Below are 21,790 nucleotides of genomic sequence, written 5' to 3' on the forward strand. Positions count from 1 at the left end.
GTTCAGCGGGCAGACGTCGCAAGTCTCGATCGAACGATGCAAGCGTCCGGTATTTCACTCCACCGCCTCGCTGGGCCCCGACGCCAGAGTGTCGAGGTGCGCCAAGAACGATTCGGCGTTGTCGAAAGTGCTGTGTCGCCCAGCTTCGACATCGGCTTCGGCCTCGCGTTCAGCTGCCTGGTGGCCCTCGCTCCAGAACCAGATCTCATCGACTGGGACCGGCAATGTGGGCCGAAGCTCGATCACGCCGTCTTCGCGTTCGGTGATCTCCAGCTGCGCACCTGGCTCGTCCAGCCGGTACTTCTTCCGAAGCTCAGCGGGCAGCGCGACCGTGCCACGTCCCTGGATTGCCGCATATCCGCGAAAATTGCCCATCGCCGCAATATCCCATCGAGCAGTAAAGCCGTCAAGCAGCAAAGCTACTATTCAGAAGGTCGCAAGTGCCTCGTGGATCGATGCGCCTGTTTCGGAGAAAATCGAGGAATCTCGTCGAGAGTTGTCGTATCCGGGTCGGTCCGTTCGTGGTGTGGGTAGAGGCGGCCGACCGGCAGCCACCGAGGAAGGGAAATCGCCATGACTCAGTACCTGCTTTCCGTTGTTGTCGAGCCGAGTGTTTATGACATTCCGCAGGAGGAGGCGCAGCCGCAGTACGAGGCGACGGGGAGGTTCAACGACGAGCTCAGGGCCGAAGGGGCGTGGGTCTTCGCGGGTGGGCTCGGACGGATCGATGAGGCCACCACGGTCGACAACACCGGTGCTGACGTGGTTGTCACCGACGGGCCGTATGCCGAGACCAAGGAATGCCTCGGCGGGTTCTGGGTCGTGGAGGCGCCCGACCTCGATGCCGCGCTGAAGATCGCCGCCAGGGCGTCGAAGGTCTGCGAGCAGAAGATCGAGATCAGGACGTTCGACGGCGCATGAGCGACGACACTCGCGCCCGGATCGATCGGATCTATCGCGAGGAGTACGGCCGGGTGGTCGCCTCGCTCGCTAGACGGTTCGGCGATCTCGACATCGCCGAGGACGCCGCGGGCGAGGCTTTGCTCACCGCCATCGAACGGTGGCCGGTCGACGGCATACCGCCCAACCCGGGCGGCTGGCTGACGAAGACCGCGGGCAACCGCGCGATCGACCGGATCCGCCGTGAATCACTGCGCGACGCGAAACACCAGGCAGCCATGATCATCGACGATCACACACCGCACGAACCGACCGGACCGATCAACGACGACCGTCTCCGGCTCGTCTTCACTTGTTGCCATCCGGCATTGGCGCCGGAGGCGCGAGTCGCGCTGACACTGCGCCTGCTCGGCGGGCTCACCGTCGGCGAGATCGCTCGTGCGTTTCTCGTTGCCGAAACGACCATGGCGCAACGCATCACCCGCGCCAAGGCCAAGATCAAAGCCGCGCACATCCCGTTCCGCGTGCCCGATCGCGATGACGTCACCGATCGGCTCGGCGGTGTGCTCGAGGTCATCTACCTCATCTTCAACGAGGGGTATCTGGCAGGCGCGCAATCTGTTCGGGCCGACCTGACGGCCGAGGCCGTTCGGCTCGGCCGCATCATGCGCGATCTGCTGCCTGAGGACGGCGAGGTTGCCGGGTTGCTCGCGCTGATGTTGCTCATCGACGCCCGCAGCGCGGCACGTTTCGCGGGCGGGGAGCTGGTGACGCTCGATGAGCAGGACCGCGGCGGCTGGGACCACCCCCTCATCGCCGAGGGGCACGCGCTGGTACGCGAATGCCTGCGCCGAGTCGCGGCAGGCGGCGACCCACCTGGTCGCTATCAGATCATGGCGGCGATCAACGCGGTCCACACCGACGCGGCCGACCCCCGCGACACCGACTGGAACCAGATCGTCGCCCTCTACGACCAGCTCTACACCGTCACCCCGACCGCGATCGTCGCCCTCAACCGAGCCGTCGCCATCGCCGAACTGGACGGCCCCAATGTGGCGCTGGCACAGATAGATTCACTGCCACTCGACGGCTATCATGCCTGGTACGCCGCCCGCGCCGACCTGCTCCGCCGGTTGGGGCGCAGCGCCGAGGCGAGATCGGCCTACGACGCCGCGATTGGCGCCACGCAGAACCCCGCCGAGCGCGCGTACCTGAGCAGGAGGCGTGAGCATCTTGTGTAGAACTGCTGTGACTTCCGGTATGGACTCGCTTGGTCAGCGCGGCCCGTTCGTGTTGAGGTAGAGGACCGGGCCGTCGCCGAATGCGCCCTGCTCGTTCATCGCCAGCAGCGCCGCCATGGCCTTGGCGGTGTAGACCGGTTCGAGGTGCAGGTGCTCGCGGTCGCCTGACAAGGTTTGGGCGCGTTCGCCTTCCGACGTCGGGTGGCCGTAGCCGCTGCCGAGCCAGTAGGTGACGATATCGATGTCCTCGACTCGCGGTTCGAGATCGGACAGGTCCGCGCCTCGCTGACGCAGCAGGCGCGCGGTACGGCGGGCGAGCCGGGTGATCGTCGCCGGGTCCAACCGCAGCGTGTCGTTGACGACGACACCGACTGCCCGGGTCGTCAAGCCCGCCATCCGCAATCCGAGCTGCAGCCCCGCGATCGTGCCGCCGGATCCGACGGCGGTCACGAGGTGGGTGGGCTCGGGTAGCTCGCCGCGGTCTACTTGTCCGGCCAGTTCGAGCGCGGCCTCGACGTAGCCGAGGACACCGACCGGCGAGGACCCGCCGGGCGGCAGGAAGTAGGGCAGATGCCACCCACTGGTGTGCCGGGCGAGCAGCATCGGTGCGGTGAGGATGGTCCGCGTCTTCGAATGCGTGAAATACAGCGCGGCGCCACAGTTCTCGAGTCGGCTCAACTGGGCACGAACGTGCTCGTCCACGGGCTGGTCGACGAGGGCGAGCGCGGTGCCGAGCCCGTGATCGCGTGCGTACAGGGCGACGGCCAGTCCCCAGTTCGTCCCCAGTCCGCCGACGGTCAGGATGGTCCGGGAGCCGCGCCGGTGCGCGTCGGGCAGGATCCATTCCAGCTTGCGGACTTTGTTGCCACCCCACCCGCCGTCACCGAACGCGCCGTCGTCCTTGAGCCAGACCGGCGCGCCACCGGTAGGCAGCGCATCGAGCCTACGGACCGGTGTCGGGCCGGAGCTCAGTCCGATATGCGGCAGGGATTCGCGCAGACGTGGAAAGCGTTGGTGCAGAAGCGGAGTATTCATCGGCCGGTGTCGCGGAACCAGTCGCCGATCCGTGGGCGCGGCACATTTTCCTCCTCGGATTCGATACTGCCTACCGTATCGAATCCGCTCCGCGCGCTCACCGAAATCGCCGCCGTCCATGCCGTGACCGAGCGACCGGCTCGCTACGAAATCCTGCTGCCCGTGGCGCGAACGACGGTGCCGCTCGATGATCCGCCGGGCTGACGAGCGCTACGACACGTAGAGGTCTGCGCCGGAGCACTGCATGGTCTGGCCCGCGGACAGACCGGAGGTGCCTACCGCACCGGTCAGGCGGACGGTGCCCCAGCCGGTGTTCACGTCGAAGCTCGGCATGTCGGCGCCGACGGTGCCGTCCTGGGCGACGACGCCGGATTCGCCGGTGTCGAGATTGGTCCAGTTCACGGTCGCGTGATAGCCGAAGGGGCCGAAGTTCGAATCGCCGCGGGGCTGAATCGAAATGGTGCCGGGTCGGTCGTCCGATGAGGTCGCCACCAGCGACAGATAGAACGGGTACAGGTGGAAGTTCGCGTTCGAACCGAGGCACTGAATCTTCGCCTCGCGTACCTCCGCCGACGCTGTGCCTGCCCCGAGTAGGGATATCGCAACGACGGTGGTGAGTCCAACGGTCAAACGCATCTGCGAAACCTTCCGATAGGAACGAACCGGAGCCCAGTACATCGTTTCCTGGGCGAAAGAGCAAGTGTCGCTCGCCCCCGGCGCCGAACCGTACTGTCGTTCCCCCTTACTCGCTCGGATTCCGGGTAACCGTGCTGGCCGACGGAAATCCATGAGGGTAAAGTCGAATAGAATAACTGGTGCATGCAACCAAACTGTCCACATCGCCAGATTTCAACGCCAGGCACTTGATTCGACCCCATTTAGATTCATCCACCTCCGAAATCTGGAGTATCTCCAGGGACTGAGATCGGTCGGCCAGGTCGATCGTCATAGTGTTGAACAACGTCTTCATTTTCAAAGCAAATACGCTGAAGAATCTAATAGATACAAAAGTCGGATCCGGAGACCTGTCGAAACTGCGTAGCTCCAATTCCGACAGAGAAAGGTTGTAGCGCCACGGCCTGAACTTGAATCCAAAGTGGATCGGAAGATCGCCATCAATTCTCGTATACTCGCGATCAGGTGAAGGGGTTGTCATACCGACTTCCGTTTCGATAGAAGAACACGTTCGACAACGAGCTGCGATTATCCATGATATACGACAATTCCCAGGGGGTTACATGGCCGTCGAAAATTGGGTCAGTTCCTCTTGCTCGTCCAGCTGAAGTGATCCACTCTTGGTCATCGAGTCCGTCGAGGTTGAAATGGACAGGAGTATCTGGATCTTGTACAAAATTTTGAAATTCATTGACCCAATCATCGCCCTGCGAAGGCCAGTCATGATACGACCGCGCCCCGACCGAACTGGCAAAATCCTGGAGAGCCATCGGGTCGCCATCGATTTCGCTGAAGCCTAGAGCAATTCCGCCATCGCAGTCAGGCGCGAGCCCTAGGGAGTCCGACCAACGCGTCGGATTCCGTGGATACGTCGCCGGGTTAGGCGCGGGTGCGAGCCCGAGTGGATCTTGGGTGAGATAGCGACCGGTTTCTGGGTCGTAGTAACGGTGGTGGTTGTAGTGGAGGCCGGTTTCAGGATCGTGTTGTTGGCCTTGGAATCGGTGGGGCGTAGTGGTGCCCGTCCAGATAGTCTGACCCCAGAGGGTAGTGGTGGCTGTTGAGGCGATTTCGCCGGTGGTGGGGTCGGCGAGGTGAATTGGGGCGCCCTGGAGGTTGGTGACGATTGCCCAGAATTGGTCGTCGACCGATTGTGTGAGGGGGACATGAGTGATGGGATGGTTGGCCCAGGTGTGGGTTTGGGCGCCAGAATTTGCGGTAGTGGTGGTTTGTTCGGCGAGATGGATTCCCTCCCAGGAGAAGCGGGTTTCGCTCGATCGGTGACGTTTGGTGGTTCGGCGGCCGAAGGGGTCGTAGGTGTAGGTCCAGGTGTCGTTGTCGGGGGTGGTGACTTCGGTGAGCTGATCGAAGGCGTTGTAGCGGTAGTGCCAGATGGCGGGTTTGCGGGAGATCCGGGTCTTTTCTGTACGGATGAGGCGGCCGGCGGTGTCGTAGTGGTAGCGGATGCGACCGGCTCGGATAAGGAGGTTGTTGCGGTATTCGAACCGCGGATCAGTTGCAGGTTCGGATGGGTTGTTGTCGGGCGGGACAGGATCAGATGGTGCTGGTGATGAGGGAATCTCGGCCGTAGTGAGGTTCGACAGGGCGTCGTAGCTGTACTGCTCGGTGACACCGTCGCTTGGGGCGGCGATGTGAGTGATTCGGCCGAGGGCGTCGAGGGTGTAGTCGCGGCGACGACTGGTGGTGGGTGACGTGGTGGTGTGGCTGGTGATGTAACCGTCGGGGCGCCAAGCATATTCGTCGCGTTCGAGGAGTCGGGTGGGGGTGCTGGTGCGCGGGTCGAGTCGGACGAGTTCACGGCTGACGGTCTGGCCAGACGCGCTATAGATGTTGTGTTGTCCGATACCGGCACTGTGCCAGCTGTTCTGGCGTCCGATCGAGTCGTGGGTGAAGTCGAATCGGTGCCCGTTAGTAGTTAGTGCGGAGATTCGCCCGGTCGGGGTGCGTTCATATTTGGTCGACGCGCCGCTGGGAGTCGAGTATCCGATGCGGCGGCCGTGTTCGTCGTAGTCGTAGGTGACAGGTCTTCCGTCGACGTGCTGGGTCAGGACTCGGCCCGCTGGAGTGTGGGCGAAGGTGACCGAATGGACCACGTCAGCATGGATCCCGTTTCGGGCGGTCGCGAGTTGCCCGGTCGGGGTGTAAGTGTTGGTGATCCATTCACCGGTGTCTGTGCTGACACCGGTGAACCGGCCCAGGATGTCGAAGGTGAGGCGGCGTTGGACACCGGTGGGTGTGGTAATGATGCTGGGCCGGTTGAGGAGGTCGTAGTCGGTGCAAATGACTGAGCCGTTGAAATCGGTTTCGGTGCAGACATTTCCAGCCGGGTCGTATTCGTAGGTCCAGGTATCACCGAGTGGGTTGGTGACCGAGGTGAGCCGACGTTCGGTGTCGTGGGTGTAGGAGGTAACCGCACCATCGGCGGTTTCGCGGGTGGCTACCAGATCGAAAGTGCCGTATGTGTAGCGGGTGATCGCACCGACTTGGTTGGTGTGGGTGAGCAGGTTCGCTTCACCGTCATAGGTCCACGACTGGACAGTGCCATCAGCATCGGTACGTGACAGCCGCTTTCCCTCGACCGAGTATCGGTTGATGCTCGTGTAGCCGAGGGGATCTGTGATCGTGACCGGTCGACCGAACATGTCGCGTTCGACGACAGTGACGGCGTTGCCGGGTTCGACGATCCGGATCGGTAGGCCGGCGTCGTCGACGTCGATTCCGGTGGTGGCACCGGTCGAAAGCGTGACCGAGGCCGGTGCACCGCACCGATGATGGGTGTAAGCAGTGGTGACACCGTCCGCATCCGTGACGCTGGTGAGGTTGCCATGGTCGTCGTAGGTGCGGGTGGTGGTGGTGCCGTCGACGTCGGTGATCGTGGCCGGACGCCGTGGTGCGGCGTAGCTGATGCTGATGGTTTGTTGGTCGGGGCGCCGGACCAGGACCAGGTCGCCGTCGGGGTTGTAGAGGTAGACGGTGGTGTTGGCGTAGGCGTCGACGTGGCGGACCGGTTGGCGGTACTCGTTGTAGTCGGTCATCGATGTCGCGCCGCGTGGGTCGATCAGGTTGCGTAGGCAGAGGTCTTCGTCGAACTCGAAGGTGGTGGTGGCGCCGAGGGAGTTCGTATGATGAGTGCGCGAGCGGCGGAAGTCGGCAATCGCCTCATACGTGAAAGTCGCCGACAGGATGTTGTCGGTGCCGACCTGTTCGATGACCCGTCCGGATCGGTCGTAGGTGTTGCGCATTTCTGTGCCGCGGGAATCGCGCCACGACAGCATCCGGTGTTCGTTGTCGTAGGCGAAGGTCGTGGTCGCGCCGACACCGTTGGTGACCGTGGTGAGATCACCTGCTGTATAACCGAACTCGCGAACAGTCGTTTCCAGCGGCTCGCCGGTGGGGGTGGTGCCGAGCACGGTCAGGCCGGTGACGCGGTCGTCGGTGGTGTCGATGCGGACGCGGTATCCGCCGGTGTGGGCGACTTCGGTGGGTTGGCCGGTGCTGGTGTAGTGGAAGGTGATTCGGTTGTGGTGGTGGTCGGTGATCTCGGTGATCGGATAGGTGCCGAGTGCGGTTTCGGGCCCGTCCGCCACGGTCGGTCGGAATATGTAGGTGAGTTCGCGGTCTGGGTCGTGGACTGAGTATCCGCCGGTTTCGGTGCGGGTCATGGTCGCGCGGGTGCCCTGGTGGACCGGCCGGACTGGGACGTCGGGGGCGGTGTGGGGGAACTGCCACAGCTCACCGTCGGGTCCGACGAACCGGACTCCGACCTGGTCGACTTCGACGCGCATGTCCAGGGTCGCGGCCCAGGAAGGCCCGAACCATCGGCCGAAGCGATACGACGAGCGGTGCCGGCGGGTCAACATCAGTGTCAGTACGCCGGGGAGTTCGATATCGGTTGCGGGGAGCAGGAATTCGCCGGTCGCGACGTCGACCGGGTCACCGCAGTCGGTGGTTTGTTTCGCGGTTTTGTTGAGGTCGGGTTTCTGCGAATCGGTTTGGTCGGGAAGCTTGCTGGTATCGCTTGGAGTGTTCGCGGGTTTCGTGCTGCCCGGGGTGTCTGGGTTGTCGGTGGTTTTGGACGGTGTGTCGGGTGTACTCGACGGATTCGTGGGCGTGTCAGGCTGTTTCGTCGTCGCCGGTGTTGTCGAGGTGTCAGTGTTCTTCGTCGCCGCAGGACTCGTGGTGGTGTCAGCGTTCTTCGAGGTCTTGGACGGGGTCTTCTTGAATGCCTTCGCGATATCACCGAACGCCGACTTCAACTGCTTGAGCAACGGCTTCAGCTTCGACATCGTCTTGGCCAACTTCGAAAACAACTTCGAAATCGTCGCCACAGTCTTCGCGATATACGCAGTCGCCTGGACCGCGACCAACGGAGTCGCCAACCCGACCGAGAACACCAACTCCGCCGCCCACACCGCGAGACGACCGACAGTTTGGGCGACCAGGTCACGCACAGTTTCGCGGACCGCGGCCACGATCCCACCCGCCATCCGGATCGCCGAGGCTGCTGCGGTCGCTGCGGTGTTGGCCGCGGTGAGCAGGTTCGTGGTGTTGGACGCTGCGGATTTGTAGGCGGTGGCGGTTTGACCGGTCCAGTCCGCGACATCGGCTGTAACCGCGGCGTTTTGGGCGGTCGCTACCTCGCTGATCCGGGCGGCGACGTTGTCCCAGGTCTTGGCATAAGCCTCGATCTGCGCGGGGTCACCGGCGATCCAATCCAGGGCGTCTTGCAATGGTTGGCAGTGTTCGATCAGCCAGCCGACGCCGTACCCGGCCAATGTCCCGAGTGGGTCCACGACCAACGAAACCGCTTCGGCGCCGAGACCGACGACACCCAGACCTACTTCGATCCAGGAACCGCCCGAGATCGCGTCGGACAGGTCGGTGACCGAGCTGACCAAACTGATCCCGGTGGACCAGTCGGTGGTGTCTTCCTTCGCCGCGATCAGGGGATTGGCGGCCATTACAGACCGGACTGCTGGGTCTTGAGCGCAGTGGCGTTGGTGGTGTCACGGATTGTGAACGCGTCCGTGACCGCAGACATGTTCGAGCTGAGTTCTCCGCCTGCTCTTGTCATATTCAGTGTCCCACCCCCTGGTGTGATGCCACCCCTGCTCAGCGGGCAACCCTGCCCGCGACCTGCGGTGTCGAACTTGATCGGCCCGGTCCGAACCGGTCGCCATGACCCTGCGGCACGCAGTGCCAAGGGATGAGCGTACTGGAATCCCGAGGGCTGGTACCGGTGGTGAAATCGATGGAACCGCAAGGGCACTCCGTTGCGTCTACAGGCGTAGCGGAGTGCCATGCGATGGCATCGCTACAGCATGGAAATCCCGTAGATCGCCAGACCCATACGGAATTGCCATGGGATGACCGGCCACAGGGCCTGGTTGTGTTGATTACCAGGCTGATTGGCGGGTGCCGGCCGTGGCTTTCTCGATCAGGTGATGGAGGTGGGCTTCGATTCGGTCGGGGGTGGTGGGGGTTACTTCTACTCGTTCGCCTTCTTGGATGAGGTAGCGGCCGTCGTCGGTGTAGTCGACCAGTTGGAGGGTGGTGCCGCCTTCTTGCCAGCCGTCCAGGGCCGGGCCGGTTGCTACGCGGAATTCCGCGTAGGTGGTGAAGGGGCGTTTGAGGAATTTGAGGGCTTGTTCGGCGGGGGTGCGGTGGCGGGCGTAGGGGTCGGGGGTGGTGGTGAAGTCGTCGCGGTGGACGTTGAAGCCGCCGGTGGTGCCCGCGGGAGTTTTCGGGAGGATGGACAGCAGGCGGGTGACGATGGCGTGGGCCGGGCGCAGGGTGATCAGGATGTTGCCGCCCTGGCCGTATTCGGGACCGGGGAGCTGGGCGGCGACTACGCCGTTGCTCGCCTCGGTGGTCGCGCAGGCGCGGACCATCCGGGTGCGGCCGTCGAAGCGGTGCCCGAACAGTTCCACCCGGATTTCGGGGTGCGCGAGGGCGTGCAAGGCGTGGTACAGCGATTCGTCGGTGCCCATTTTGGCGATCAGCGAATCCGCGGCACGACGGCATTCCCGGTCGAACTCGACCTGCGTTTCGACACCTGCCGTGAAGGTGAGGGGCCAGGGCATACGGTCGCGGCCGAGCGTTTCCCAGGCGACCCAGAACTCGAACGGGGTCAGCTCCCAGGTGTCGGTCATGCGTCGCCGCCGATCACCGGCGGGACGTGCAGGCGTTCGGGGCCGAGTAGTTCTTCGTGGACGCCGCGCAAGTAGTCGGGGGCCTGGTGCTCGTTCTCGTCGTCCTTGCCGCCGCCGCGCGCGCCGGGGGCGCCCATTCCGCCCATGCCGGACATACCCGAGCGGCCCGACGACGCACCGGAACCCGTGCCCGTGCCCGCACCGGCGCCCTGCTTCTGACCGGCGGTACCGGGGACTGCCGCGCCGGGTGTGCCCGCGCCTGCTCCGGCACCCGCGCCAGCGCCTGCTCCGCCGCCGGAGCCGAGTCCGCCGGGGGACGTGCCGGCCGGAGTCGTGCCAGGGCTGGTGCCTGACGGGGTAGTGGTGGTGGGGGTTTCCGGAGTTGTCGTGGCCGCGGTGGTCTCGTCGCCGGTGGTGTCGTCAGTGGTGCTGTCGTCGGTGTCGTCGTCACCAGGGTCGGTGGTGGTGGGGGTTTCCGGCTCCGTGGTGGACGGGGTGGTGTCGTCGGTGCTCGGCTTGGTGGTGGTGCCGGTGGGCTTGTCGGTGGTGGTGCCGGTCGGCTTGTCCTTGGTGGTGTCGCCGGTCGGCTTGTCGGACTGGGGTTTCGCCGGCGTCGGGATCTTCGGGACCTGCGTGTCGGACTGTTCGGCAACCGGCTTGTAGACGGTCGTCATCACTTCGCGGGCTGCGGCCTGGGCGGCTTCGGAACGGCCTGCGCTGGTGCTGTCCATGACCAAGGCGGTGGTGGAGCCGAGCCCGGGCACAACCGCGTTGGAAAGCACGGTAGCGACCACTCCCGCTACAGTGCTGCTCTGGTTATCCGACTCATGGGGAACCGAGTACTTTACCTGCTGGAAGCCCGAACGAGCTTCGGCCATCTTGTTGCCGATCAACCGTGCGGCCTGCTCGACCTTGTCGATTTCGGTGAGGTAGCTGTTGGTGCTGGAGAGGGCCTGCGTCGCGGCGCTGCCCGACCATCCGCGCTCCATTTCGTTGTGGATGTTGTCGCGGAAGGTTGTTGCCTTGGCCTTCGTGTCATCCGCGAGAGTTGTCCAACCAGTAATGCTCTCGCTCATTTTGGGTATGTCGATCGATCCGACAAACTTCGTGATGCGGGAGTGCTCCATGTCGACGAATGATTCCATCACCGGCGGGACCACTTGGGGTGTGTACTCACCCGAGAATCCGGAGGCCAGCGCCTTGTTGTCGCCATAGATCTGCGTGCGTTCTCTATTTCCGTCCGCCTGTGCGTCCAGTTCGGATTGCGCAGGCTCAATATCAGAGTCGAACAGCGAACCTACGCGGTTGGCGACCGTACTGACGAAAGTGCTCGGATTTGATAGGCCGGTCAGGAATTCTCCGAATGACATATTGTCCCCCCTTTGGATTAGTCGAGTTTGTTGGTCTGCTGCTTGATGGCCAGCTGGGTGGCTTCGTCGCAGGCTCTGTATGCGGCGCCGGCTTTGCGGTACATGTCGGCCATCGCGGTGAGAATTTCTTGGTGCTTCGCGATAGCCTCGGTGTATGAGCCACTTCCTGCGCCGCCCTGCGCGAGCTGGAAGAACTTGTCGCCGAGCTTGATCGCCGAATCCAGATCGCCGAAAGAATCGACGAATACCATACGCTGGGCGCGTCGGGTCAGAAGGTCGAGCTCTGTGATGTACTCATCACACCGGGCCGCGCATCGATCGGCTGCCTGGTCTTCGATTATCAGACGGCCCGCGGACGCCTCCCCTGCCAGTCTCTGGAACTCCTTGGCGGTTTCATTTGTATCTGCCATCGGTGCAAGCTCTCTAGGTGTCTGCCAGTATTATTTTGGAAGTATCGCGACAAAATGTGGTGCTGCACTGTTTACCACTGCGCACGGGTCTTTCGTCGACTTACTGCTCGAAGCCTTACTGGATTGCAGAGTTATTGTCCCCTGGCTGGATTCGAAGGCAAGTCCGCATTCCTCGGGCGGTGTGGCTTCCCCGATGAGGTACTGCACACCTTTTCGGCCTTCTATCGTGACGTCTTGGAAATCATGGAGGAGTCTGTTCTCGCGAAACTTGTCCATGGTGTATGTAGTCGAGAAAAGATCGATGAAGAAATCCCCAGCTCGCCAGCCGCACCCCTTCCAATCAGCACGCGGCGACGAGAAAGGGTTGTCGTCCTTCGTTGCAGGATCGGCCCCCGCCGCCTGCAACACACTGTCCGACACAGCACACGGATCGAACAGCTGCTCCTTGGTCAGCGGAGCCCCGCTGGCCTCAGGCTGCCCGTCGACCGCTGTGGAACATCCGGCGAGCGCCACTACAGCGCACACCCCGGCGGCAAAGCCAACCACTCGCATCGTCTCTCCTCTTTCGCACACAACGACCACTCGATGTCTTAGACGCGCGCCCGGTCGTTTCGGTTCCATCCAGGGCAGAACTCAGGCTGGGACGTTCGCTCCGTGGCCGAGGTCGCGGAGGGCGGCCTTGATCTTGGTCTGGGCTTCGTCGAGGGATTCGGGGGTGGGGTCGGTGTTCGCGCCCGAGATGTCGAAGTCGCCCATGGTGTAGGCGGGGAAGACGTGGGTGTGCAGGTGGGGGACCTCGAGGCCGGCGATGAGCAGGCCGGCGCGGGGGGCGTCGAAGGCGACGCGAACGGCCTGGCCGATCTTCTGGGCCACGCCCATCATCCGGGCCATCACGGCGGGATCCACGTCTTGCCACTGGTCGATCTCCGCGCGCGGGACGACGAGGGTGTGGCCCTGGGTGACGGGGCCGATGGTGAGGAAGCCGACGAACTCGTCGTCTTCCCAGACGAAGCGGCCGGGGATCTGACCTGCGATGATCGTGCTGAAGACGGATGCCATACCGGTGAGCGTAGCTAGATCGACACGAAATGCGACAGGATGCCCTGCACCTCGTAGATGTCGACCTGACGGTTGAAACGCTGCTTGACCGGCTCGTCGCCGCTGCCGATCCAGATGTAGAGCTCCGCGTCGAGGTCGAAGGTGCCCGCGGTTTCGACGGCGAAGTGGCTGATCGACCGGTAGGGGATGCTGTGATAGCTGACCTTGCGGCCGGTGACGCCCTGTTTGTCGACCATGATCAGGCGGCGATTGGTGAACAGCATCGCGTCGCGGACCAGGATGAACGCGGCATACACCTGCTCGCCCTGCCCGAACAGCTTCGCGTATTCCTGCTGGGCGGCGGCCGGATCTATGCGACCGGCATTGCCCATCATCCCGTCGAGCAGGCCCATGGCATTCCCCCGTTTCGGTGGCGGCTGCCGCGCCACGCCTGGTCCCATTGTGGCGCAATCGAACCCGAGCCGCGAGGGCCGAGCCGCATCGCGACAGCCCGATCGCCGGCCCGAAGCGCCCTCGCGGGGGTGACGATCGCGCTACCCGATCGCGGACCTTGTATCGGAACGGGGCGTGCGAAGTACGCGCGAAGTACGCGACTAATCTAAGGCCGTGCGCGTACTCGTCATCGGTTCCGGAGCCCGTGAACATGCCCTCGTCCTGGCGCTGCGCCGGGATCCGTCCGTGACGGCGGTGATCGCTGCCCCGGGCAACCCCGGCATCGGCCAGCACGCCGAGCTACGCCCGGTCGATCCCTGCTCCGCCGACGACGTCGCCGCGCTGGCCGGTGAAGTGGCCGCCGACCTGGTGGTGATCGGCCCCGAGGTGCCGCTGGTGCTCGGCGTCGCCGACGTCGTGCGCGCGGCCGGATTCCCCGTGTTCGGCCCGTCGGCCGACGCGGCGCGGATCGAGGGGTCGAAGGCGTTCGCGAAAGATGTGATGGCGGTGGCCGGGGTGCGCACCGCGCACAGCGAGATCGTCGACAGCCCGGCCGAGCTGGACGCGGCGCTCGACCGCTTCGGCCCGACCTGGGTGGTCAAGGACGACGGGCTCGCCGCGGGCAAGGGCGTGGTGGTGACCGCCGACCGGCGCGCGGCCCGCGATCACGGCGCCGAACTGCTCGAGCAGGGACATCCGGTGCTGCTGGAGTCGTTCCTCGACGGTCCGGAGGTGTCGCTGTTCTGTCTGGTCGACGGTGAGACCGTGATCCCGCTGCTGCCCGCACAGGACCACAAGCGGGTCGGCGACGGCGATTCCGGCCCGAACACCGGCGGCATGGGCGCTTACACGCCGCTGCCGTGGCTGCCCGCGGAGACGCTGAACGAGATCGTTGACGACGTGGTGAAGCCCGTCGCCGCCGAGCTGGTCGCGCGGGGCAGCTCGTTCTCCGGCCTGCTGTACGCGGGTCTGGCGATCGGTACGAACGGCCCGGCTGTCGTCGAATTCAATTGCCGCTTCGGTGATCCCGAGACCCAGGCGGTGCTCGCGCTGCTGGACAGCCCGTTCGCCGAACTGCTGCACGCCACCGCGACCGGGCGCCTCGCCGAGGTCGACGCACCGCGCTGGAAAGACGGTTCCGCGATCACCGTCGTGCTCGCCGCCGAGAACTACCCGGCGCGACCGCGCACCGGCGATGTGATCACCGGTGCCGATGACGGCGCGCTGGAGGGCGAAACGCTGGTGCTGCACGCCGGTACGGATCAGCGCGCCGACAAGGCGCTGGTGTCGGCGGGCGGGCGTGTGCTGAACGTGGTCGGTGTCGGTGCGGACCTCGCGCAGGCGCGGGAGCGGGCCTACGCGCGACTCGCGGGAATCAAGCTCACCGGCAGTCATTTCCGGACTGATATCGGCGCGACCGAAGTTGTTGTCCCGGAACGCAACAGCGTCGCGGGGTAATTCGCGCGATCGGTGATCAGCGGTGCGCGACCGCTGATCACGATCGAGCGGGAAACGGTGGCGCAGCACGTTGCGCGGCTGCGCCGATCAGGCGGTGAGGTCGAGGACCTGGGCGTTCGGAGCATTCGTCTGGATGGAGGCGATCCCCTTCTTGGCGCCTTCCTTGCTTTCGTATCCCTGACTTTCGAGGACGATTTCGCCGTTGCCGGCCTTGAGGTGGAAACGGAACTTTCCCGCCTTGTCCTTGAATACCTCGAACTTGCCTGCCATGGTTGCCTCGCTTCGGTTCGGAGGAAAACACTCGACAGGTCTCACATTAACGTTCCCGTGATGTCGGTGGTCTCGACGCGATGTCAATCGAGGCGCAATCCATGCACAGCGAGCCAGGCCTGCGGATCCACATGCTGACCGTTTTGCACGATTTCGAAATGCGGTGGGTGCGCTGGTGCTGCACGCCGGTACGGATCAGCGCGGACAAGGCGCGGGCGTGCGTGTGCTCAACGTGGTCGGCGTCGGCGCGGATCTCGCGCAGGCACGGGAACGGGCTACGCACGGCTTGCGGGCATCAAGCTCCCCGGCAGTCATTTCCGGACCGATATCGGTGCGACTGAAGTTGTTGTGCCAGAGGATAATTCGTAGCTCTGGTGACGGCCAGGCGTAGTCGCCCGGGTTGGGAGTCATCGGTCCCAACGCGGTGCAACTCGGTTGTATAGCTGCGATCGACCGCGCGCAACGAATACTCGAAAAACCCGTCCGGCACAGACGAGCCGGTAGCTCATTGACCGCGAAACTCGATGTGAACTATTCGCAGGTCGGCGGAGCGCTCATCCACCATGACATCGCGAATCATGCCGTCACCTTTTTCGGACCTAAATGTATCTTGCGATCTCCGAACGCTCGGCGAAGTGACAAGGTCGGGTCCGGCGATTATTCGCTCTGGGTATGGCGGAAGGCCGCCCTTGAATGGAGAGACGAACTTTGAATTCTCCAACATCGCCGCCAATCCATCAGGTGATGTCTCGACGACTAGATTGTATTTCACATCCGCCCGCGGCTGCTCCAATTTCCTGACGAGCAACACGTTTCCGTCCGCTGGAAGTACCCAGTCTCCATACTTCGCCGCTTCCGCAATCAGTTCCGGACTGATCGATGCCTCCTGGACTGTCCCCGATTCTCGGGAGCTTGGATCTGCACACCCGGACCCCACGAGTACTGACAGCCCGAGTACCCAGACCATCAGTGAACCGGGAATTCGCAGTCTTTCCCGAATCGCAACCATGATGGCGCTGGTTTTGTATGTGGTGTCCGCAGTACTCAAACTCTGGCCGAGACCGTTATCGTCGAAGCGTCACTTTGCAAAGCCGTAGAATGGGCAGACCGAAATTTTTCGAACGGCGAAACGAGTTCTGCGAAACGTCCCGTAGTGCCAGGTAGTGATGAGTTCGACGCAATCTCTTGCAGATCCAACTTGAAGCCATTCAGGCGGGACACGTCGACCGATAGGTCGCTCACATTGCCTCCATGGCGTTTTGATCGTGTGACGCTCGTCGCGACCAGTCACCTATATGTTTCAGGCATGATCGAATTAATTTTCGCTGCAAAGACATTGGACCTCCCCTTGATCTCCCGGGGGAATAGTAGCCCACTTCACGCACGCTGGCGAGGTGCTCGAATCGACTGGGCAGGTGTCCGCTGTGCGGTCAGTCGAGACGCAATCCATGCACAGCGAGCCAGGCCTGTGGATCCACATGCTGACCGTTTTGCACGATTTCGAAATGCAGGTGCGGGCCGGTGGAATCGCCACGGTTGCCGATGCGCGCGATCTGCATTCCGGCGGGGACGCGCTCGCCCTGGGAGACGAAGAAGTCGTACATGTGGCCGTAGATGCTGATGGTGCCGTCGTCGTGGCGGATGCGGACCCAGAGGCCGAAGCCCTGCGCCGGGCCCGCCTCGACCACGGTGCCGTCGGCGACGGCGTAGATGGGGCTGCCGATGGGGCCCGCGATATCGATGCCGCGGTGCATGGTGCCCCAGCGGGAGCCGAAACCGGAGGTGAACGCGCCCTTCGCGGGCAGGCTGAACCCGCCGACGGACGGGGTCGAGCCGGGCACCGGCACCATCGCGCCGGGAACCACCGGGGCGCGCTGGCCCATCCAGTCCTGCCATTCACCCGATGCCGCGGCCGCCGCCTCCGCTTTCGCGCGTTCGAGCGTGGAACGGGCCGCCGCGGCGACCACTTGTGCCTCGCGACGCTTCTCACCTGCGTCGATGGCAGCGAGCATGCGGGTCGCCGACTGTGGGTTGGGGAGCAGTTGCGGGGGATAGGCGACGGCCACGTGGATCGCTTCGCCGGGTGCGAGCGGGGCACCGTCGAGGACGGCGCCGAACTGTCCGTCCGCTGCCACGAACACCGCCACCGCGGCCATTGCGGCGATGAGTACGCGCCGTTCGACCAGCACCTGACGCACCCGGTCGCGACTCGGCCGCCGTGCCCACAGGTCTTCGGCTTGCGCCTTCGGCCGCCGCCAGAAGACCTTGCGCATCTCACCGCTACGCAGCTCACCGGCGATTTCCCCGACCACCGGGTACCGTGCGGCCCACTCCGTCATACGGTCGCGCGCCGCTCCCTTCGACGGCAACTGCTCCCGCCAGTTCGCCTGCAAGATACGGCCATTGACACTGACAGCCCGACGGCTCGCACCAGTTCTCGATCGCGTCGACTCGGCTGACCCGCTAGACGCGCTCGCCGCCGCAGTGTCTCCCGCCGACCCGCCCGCCGCTGTCGATTCAGCGTTCCCGCCGGACGCGCGAATGTCGGCGGTGAGCTGTCCGGATTCGGTGTCCACGCTTTCCTCGGGGGTGCCCGCCCGCACGTCCCGTGCCGTCCCTGTCCGCTTCATCCCGCCCCCGCGCCCCGGCCCCGACGTGACCACAGAGGTCGCGTCGGTGGCTGCGTATTCGCTGTCGGAGCCATTGTGCCGACCATATCTGTGAACGCCCGCAATCGGGTGCTCTACCGTCTCTCGGGTGTCCAGAGAATCGCGCCGGTCGGCCATCGCCCCTTTCTACGTCATGGATGTGTGGAAAGCGGCCGCTGAACGCGCCAGGTCGCACGGCGATGTGCTGGTGCTCGCGGCGGGGCAGCCGTCCACGCAGGCGCCCGCGCCGGTGTTGCGGGCCACCAGGGCGGCGATCGATCACGAATTGCTGGGCTATACCGAGACATTCGGCATTCTGCCGCTGCGCGAGGCCATCGCGGGGCACCACAGCGAGACCTACGGCTACGACGTGCACCCGGACGAGGTGGTGGTGACGACCGGGTCGTCGGGCGCGTTCACGCTGATCTTCCTGGCCGCCTTCGACGTGGGCGACACGGTGGTGGTGGCGCGTCCGGGCTATCCCGCCTACCGCAACACGCTGTCCGCGCTCGGCTGCGAGGTCGTCGAACTGGACTGCGGCCCGCAGACCAGATTCCAGCCGACCGTGGCGATGCTCGAAGCGCTGCCGGAGCCGCCGAAGGGTCTGGTGGTGGCCAGCCCGGCCAACCCGACCGGCACCATGATCGACCCCGCCGAACTCGCCGCGCTGGCCCGCTGGTGCGAACAGCACGGCACGCTGCTGATCTCCGACGAGATCTATCACGGCATCACCTATGCGGGCGCGAGCACACCGACCTCCTCGGCGTGGGAGTTCTCCCGTGAGTCGGTGGTGATCGGTTCGGTGTCGAAGTACTTCTCGATGACCGGCTGGCGGCTGGGCTGGATGCTGGCCCCGGCCGACCTGCGCCCGGCGCTGCAGCGGCTGGCGTCGAATATGACGGTGTGCCCGCCCGCCATCTCCCAGTACGCGGCCGTGCACGCCTTCGGGCCGGAAGCCAAGGATGAGCTGGACGGGCATGTGCGCCGGTACGCGCGCAACCGGGCGCTGCTCCTGGAAGGTCTGCCCGCGATCGGAATCACCGATCTCGCGCCCGCCGACGGCGCCTTCTACGCCTACGCCGATATTGGTCATTTGACCGATAATTCGCGCGCCTGGTGTGCCGAGGTGCTCACCGAAACCGGCGTCGCGCTGGCGCCCGGACTCGATTTCGACACCACAAATGGAAACCACACGGTCCGTTTTTCCTTCGCGGGTGCCACCGACGACATCGCCGCAGCACTGGAGCGTCTGGGACGGTTCCTGAAGGGCTGATCTGGACACTTGTCAACAGTGATGTGCGACAACAACTTTGCGTAGTACGAACACATCTGTGCCGGGATACGGTAAAACTCAGTTATCCCGAATTCCCAGTGTTTCCCCGATGACGATTGCGCACGGTTGAACTGATGATGACTGGCACGTTGGCACGGTGACCACCGCAACGACCCCGAAAGGCGAACGACGTCGGCAGGCTCTGGTGGCTGCGGCGGCTGAGCTGTTGCTCGAAGGCGGCTTCGACGCCGTGCGACATCGTTCGGTGGCCTCGCGAGCCGATCTTCCACTCGCGTCGACCACCTACTACTTCGAATCGCTGGAGGATCTGATCGCCCGCGCCGTCGAGTTCAGCGGCGCGATCGAACTCGACGCGATGCGCCGCCGGGTCGGTGAGGTCAGTCATCGCAGGCGCGGCACCGAGGCGACGGTCGAGCTCGTGCTCGACGTGCTCGTCGGCCCCGACGACGGCGACCTCGACGCCCGCGGCCAGCTCATCGCCCGCTACGAGCGGTCCGTGGCGTCGGCCCGTCACCCCGAGTTACGTGAGGTCCAGCTCCGACTACGCACCCAGCTCGAAGAACTGCTCGCCGACGTGCTGCGCCGCTCCGACCGAGTGGTGCGCCCCGAGCAGTTACGCAGGCTGGTGGCCGTCGTCGACGGTGCGGTGGTCGCCGCGCTGATCGAAGGCCACCCCGAACCTCGCCGACCCGCCAGGGCCGGTCTGCTCGAAATGATCGACATCGTCGCCCCGCCCGTGGTCCCCAACATGATGCCCCAGCAGGCCGAACGGGTGCGGCAATTAGACTGAGTGCTCGTGAGCCTCGTCCCGAATGTCCTCGCCACCCGATACGCCAGCCCGGAGCTCGTCGCGCTCTGGTCGCCCGAGAACAAGATCGTGCTCGAGCGCCGGCTGTGGCTGGAGGTGCTGCGTGCGCAGGCCGAACTCGGAATCGATGTCCCCGCAGGGGTTGTCGATGATTATGAACGCGTCATCGACCATGTCGACCTGGCCTCGATCGCCGAGCGTGAGCGGGTCACCCGCCACGACGTGAAGGCGCGGATCGAGGAATTCAACGCGCTCGCCGGGCACGAGCACGTGCACAAGGGCATGACCAGCCGCGACCTCACCGAGAACGTCGAGCAGCTGCAGATCCGGCTCTCGCTCGAGCACGTGTACCGCCACGGCATCGCCATCGCGGCGCGCCTGGCCGAGCGGGCCGCTGAGTACCAGACCCTGGTGATGGCCGGGCGCTCGCACAATGTCGCCGCGCAGGCCACCACGCTGGGCAAACGCTTCGCCTCCGCCGCCGACGAGATGCTGGTCGGGCTGGCGCGCGTGCGCGAGCTGATCGACCGCTACCCGCTGCGCGGGATCAAGGGCCCGATGGGCACCGCCCAGGACATGCTCGACCTGCTCGACGGTGACGCGAACAAGCTCGCCGCCCTCGAACAGCAGGTGGCCACTCACCTCGGCTTCGCGAACGTGTTCACCAGCGTGGGTCAGGTGTACCCGCGCTCGCTCGATCACGATGTGCTGTCCGCGCTGGTACAGCTGGGCGCGGGGCCGTCGTCGTTCGCGCACACGATCCGGCTGATGGCCGGTCATGAGCTGGTCACCGAGGGTTTCCAGCCGGGCCAGGTCGGTTCGTCGGCGATGCCGCACAAGATGAACACGCGCTCGTGTGAGCGGGTGAACGGCCTGCAGGTGATCCTGCGCGGCTACGGCTCGATGGCCGCCGAGCTGGCGGGCGCCCAGTGGAACGAGGGCGACGTGTTCTGCTCGGTGGTGCGCCGCGTCGCGCTGCCCGACGCGTTCTTCGCCATCGACGGGCAGATGGAGACCTTCCTGACCGTGCTCGCCGAGTTCGGCGCCTACCCGGCGGTGGTCTCGCGTGAGCTCGACCGGTACCTGCCGTTCCTGGCGACCACCCGCATCCTGATGGCGGCGGTGCGCGCGGGCGTCGGCCGCGAGACCGCGCACGAGGTCATCAAGGAGCACGCGGTGGCGGTGGCGCTGGCCATGCGCGAGCAGGGCCGCGAACCCGATCTGCTGGATCGTCTCGCCGCCGATGCGCGGATGCCGCTGGACCGGGCCGGACTCGACGCGGCGCTGGCCGACAAGGCGGCGTTCATCGGCGCGGCATCGGACCAGGTCGCCGAGGTCGTCGCGCAGGTGCAGAAGCTGGTCGAGGCGAATCCGGACGCCGCGCGCTACACGCCGTCGCCGATTCTGTAGTCCCGTGCGAATCAGCCCGCCACTGCCGCCTTTTCGGCGCCGGTGGCGGGCTTTCGTGCGTCGGGGTCGATACCGTGGTCGGGTGAATCCGTACACGATCTTCGCCGATATCATCGCCGGGGCCGCCCCGTCCTCGAAGGTGTACGAGGACGACGAAGTCCTCGCCTTCATGGATATTCGTCCTGTGACGCCGGGGCATGTGCTCGTGGTGCCGAAGGTGCCCGCACCGAGTCTGGCCGATCTCGATCCCGCGTTGGGCGGCAAGCTCTTTCAGGTCGGGCAGCGGATCGCCGCCGCGTTGCGCAGCAGTGAAGTGGCGGCCGACGGGGTGAATTTCTTTCTCGCCGACGGGGTTACGGCGGGGCAGGAGGTCTTCCATGTGCACCTGCATGTGATCCCGCGAAGGCCCGGCGACGGCTTCGGTCTGCGTGCGCGGCCGACGTCGCCCGCGCGGGCGGATCTCGACTATCTGGCCGGTTCGATCCGGGGCGCCCTCATCCGCTGACCCGGAATTCCGGCGAAGCGGTCATTGCAAACCGGAGAGTTTGCTGAAGAAACGCCGAACCGCCGAATGCTTCCGATTCGTTCGCCTGTGGGTTATTTTGGACTG

The 21,790-nt window shown here is 64.7% G+C and carries 21 protein-coding genes and 1 pseudogene; 10 read left to right on the forward strand and 12 right to left on the reverse strand.

Translation table 11 applies throughout. The features are described 5' to 3' along the window. Positions 1-54: 54 nt before the first annotated feature. Positions 55-417 carry an AbrB/MazE/SpoVT family DNA-binding domain-containing protein gene (locus tag ACFVVI_RS20315; protein WP_387446294.1) on the reverse strand — a complete coding sequence of 121 codons (363 nt, stop codon included), beginning with the start codon at positions 415-417 and terminating at the stop codon, positions 55-57. Between the two features lie 156 nt (positions 418-573). Between ACFVVI_RS20315 and ACFVVI_RS20320 the strand changes: the two genes are divergently transcribed. Together ACFVVI_RS20320 and ACFVVI_RS20325 are read left to right on the forward strand one after the other, a co-directional pair. Then, positions 574-921, forward strand: coding sequence for a YciI family protein (locus ACFVVI_RS20320; protein ID WP_387446296.1), 348 nt, complete (start codon positions 574-576; stop codon positions 919-921). Continuing rightward, entirely contained in the window at positions 918-2,141 is a 1,224-nt protein-coding gene (locus ACFVVI_RS20325) for an RNA polymerase sigma factor (RefSeq protein ID WP_387446298.1), read from the forward strand. Before ACFVVI_RS20320 ends, ACFVVI_RS20325 begins: the two co-directional genes overlap by 4 nt. A 33-nt stretch (positions 2,142-2,174) precedes the next feature. On the opposite strand, the gene ACFVVI_RS20330 is transcribed toward ACFVVI_RS20325, so the two are convergent. Continuing rightward, entirely contained in the window at positions 2,175-3,176 is a 1,002-nt protein-coding gene (locus tag ACFVVI_RS20330) for a 1-aminocyclopropane-1-carboxylate deaminase/D-cysteine desulfhydrase (RefSeq protein WP_387446301.1), read from the reverse strand. A gap of 6 nt (positions 3,177-3,182) precedes the next feature. Between ACFVVI_RS20330 and ACFVVI_RS20335 the strand changes: the two genes are divergently transcribed. After that, positions 3,183-3,380, forward strand: coding sequence for a hypothetical protein (locus ACFVVI_RS20335; RefSeq protein WP_387446303.1), 198 nt, complete (start codon positions 3,183-3,185; stop codon positions 3,378-3,380). A gap of 6 nt (positions 3,381-3,386) precedes the next feature. On the opposite strand, the gene ACFVVI_RS20340 is transcribed toward ACFVVI_RS20335, so the two are convergent. Both ACFVVI_RS20340 and ACFVVI_RS20345 read right to left on the reverse strand, forming a co-directional pair. Next, positions 3,387-3,812 (reverse strand): hypothetical protein, encoded by a 426-nt coding sequence (locus ACFVVI_RS20340; RefSeq protein WP_378990619.1) that lies wholly within the window; start codon positions 3,810-3,812, stop codon positions 3,387-3,389. Between the two features lie 500 nt (positions 3,813-4,312). Then, complete coding sequence (locus tag ACFVVI_RS20345; RefSeq protein WP_387446538.1) at positions 4,313-7,756, reverse strand: RHS repeat-associated core domain-containing protein; 3,444 nt, start codon at positions 7,754-7,756, stop codon at positions 4,313-4,315. Here ACFVVI_RS20345 and ACFVVI_RS20350 point away from each other — a divergent pair. Further along, positions 7,653-8,438: a hypothetical protein gene (locus ACFVVI_RS20350; RefSeq protein ID WP_387446548.1), complete on the forward strand. Its 786-nt coding sequence runs from the start codon at positions 7,653-7,655 to the stop codon at positions 8,436-8,438. The genes ACFVVI_RS20345 and ACFVVI_RS20350 overlap by 104 nt on opposite strands. 827 nt (positions 8,439-9,265) lie before the next feature. On the opposite strand, the gene ACFVVI_RS20355 is transcribed toward ACFVVI_RS20350, so the two are convergent. From ACFVVI_RS20355 to ACFVVI_RS20380, 6 genes are all read right to left on the reverse strand, one after another. Further along, a complete protein-coding gene (locus tag ACFVVI_RS20355; RefSeq protein ID WP_378990618.1) occupies positions 9,266-10,021 on the reverse strand; it encodes an ESX secretion-associated protein EspG in 756 nt (251 codons plus the stop codon). Continuing rightward, positions 10,018-11,391: a hypothetical protein gene (locus tag ACFVVI_RS20360; RefSeq protein WP_387446305.1), complete on the reverse strand. Its 1,374-nt coding sequence runs from the start codon at positions 11,389-11,391 to the stop codon at positions 10,018-10,020. Before ACFVVI_RS20360 ends, ACFVVI_RS20355 begins: the two co-directional genes overlap by 4 nt. Before the next feature lie 17 nt (positions 11,392-11,408). Beyond that, positions 11,409-11,801 carry a hypothetical protein gene (locus ACFVVI_RS20365; protein WP_358180850.1) on the reverse strand — a complete coding sequence of 131 codons (393 nt, stop codon included), beginning with the start codon at positions 11,799-11,801 and terminating at the stop codon, positions 11,409-11,411. A gap of 30 nt (positions 11,802-11,831) precedes the next feature. Continuing rightward, positions 11,832-12,353 carry a DUF3558 domain-containing protein gene (locus tag ACFVVI_RS20370; protein ID WP_387446307.1) on the reverse strand — a complete coding sequence of 174 codons (522 nt, stop codon included), beginning with the start codon at positions 12,351-12,353 and terminating at the stop codon, positions 11,832-11,834. A gap of 81 nt (positions 12,354-12,434) precedes the next feature. After that, the gene (locus ACFVVI_RS20375) at positions 12,435-12,860 is read right to left on the reverse strand and encodes an HIT family protein (protein ID WP_387446309.1); all 426 of its coding nucleotides are present in this window, start codon (positions 12,858-12,860) and stop codon (positions 12,435-12,437) included. A gap of 14 nt (positions 12,861-12,874) precedes the next feature. Next, complete coding sequence (locus ACFVVI_RS20380; protein WP_378966914.1) at positions 12,875-13,252, reverse strand: PH domain-containing protein; 378 nt, start codon at positions 13,250-13,252, stop codon at positions 12,875-12,877. A 214-nt stretch (positions 13,253-13,466) separates the two neighbouring features. Between ACFVVI_RS20380 and purD the strand changes: the two genes are divergently transcribed. After that, positions 13,467-14,750 (forward strand): phosphoribosylamine--glycine ligase, encoded by a 1,284-nt coding sequence (gene purD, locus ACFVVI_RS20385; protein ID WP_378990613.1) that lies wholly within the window; start codon positions 13,467-13,469, stop codon positions 14,748-14,750. Between the two features lie 87 nt (positions 14,751-14,837). Here purD and ACFVVI_RS20390 read toward each other — a convergent pair whose 3' ends face one another. After that, a complete protein-coding gene (locus ACFVVI_RS20390; RefSeq protein WP_194825705.1) occupies positions 14,838-15,020 on the reverse strand; it encodes a YegP family protein in 183 nt (60 codons plus the stop codon). Positions 15,021-15,195: 175 nt separating this feature from the next. On the opposite strand from ACFVVI_RS20390, the pseudogene ACFVVI_RS20395 reads away from it, so the two are divergent. After that, positions 15,196-15,389, forward strand: a pseudogene (locus ACFVVI_RS20395) (phosphoribosylglycinamide synthetase C domain-containing protein); the annotation flags it as partial. A gap of 1,061 nt (positions 15,390-16,450) precedes the next feature. Here the strand turns inward: ACFVVI_RS20395 and ACFVVI_RS20400 are convergent. Then, the gene (locus ACFVVI_RS20400; RefSeq protein WP_387446312.1) at positions 16,451-17,359 is read right to left on the reverse strand and encodes a M23 family metallopeptidase; all 909 of its coding nucleotides are present in this window, start codon (positions 17,357-17,359) and stop codon (positions 16,451-16,453) included. A gap of 418 nt (positions 17,360-17,777) precedes the next feature. Between ACFVVI_RS20400 and ACFVVI_RS20405 the strand changes: the two genes are divergently transcribed. The 4 genes from ACFVVI_RS20405 to ACFVVI_RS20420 all read left to right on the forward strand — a co-directional run bounded on the left by ACFVVI_RS20405 (position 17,778) and on the right by ACFVVI_RS20420 (position 21,685). After that, on the forward strand, positions 17,778-18,941 hold the full coding sequence (locus tag ACFVVI_RS20405; protein WP_378990610.1) for a pyridoxal phosphate-dependent aminotransferase: 1,164 nt from the start codon (positions 17,778-17,780) through the stop codon (positions 18,939-18,941). Positions 18,942-19,098: 157 nt separating this feature from the next. Next, positions 19,099-19,752 (forward strand): TetR/AcrR family transcriptional regulator, encoded by a 654-nt coding sequence (locus ACFVVI_RS20410; protein ID WP_378631736.1) that lies wholly within the window; start codon positions 19,099-19,101, stop codon positions 19,750-19,752. 6 nt (positions 19,753-19,758) lie between these two features. Next, positions 19,759-21,180 carry an adenylosuccinate lyase gene (gene purB, locus ACFVVI_RS20415; protein ID WP_378990608.1) on the forward strand — a complete coding sequence of 474 codons (1,422 nt, stop codon included), beginning with the start codon at positions 19,759-19,761 and terminating at the stop codon, positions 21,178-21,180. An 82-nt stretch (positions 21,181-21,262) separates the two neighbouring features. Beyond that, positions 21,263-21,685, forward strand: coding sequence for an HIT family protein (locus ACFVVI_RS20420; RefSeq protein WP_387446315.1), 423 nt, complete (start codon positions 21,263-21,265; stop codon positions 21,683-21,685). Positions 21,686-21,790 lie beyond the last annotated feature (105 nt).

Origin of the sequence: Nocardia sp. NPDC058114 (assembly GCF_042884695.1) — a bacterium.
Classification (GTDB): Bacteria; Actinomycetota; Actinomycetes; order Mycobacteriales; family Mycobacteriaceae; genus Nocardia.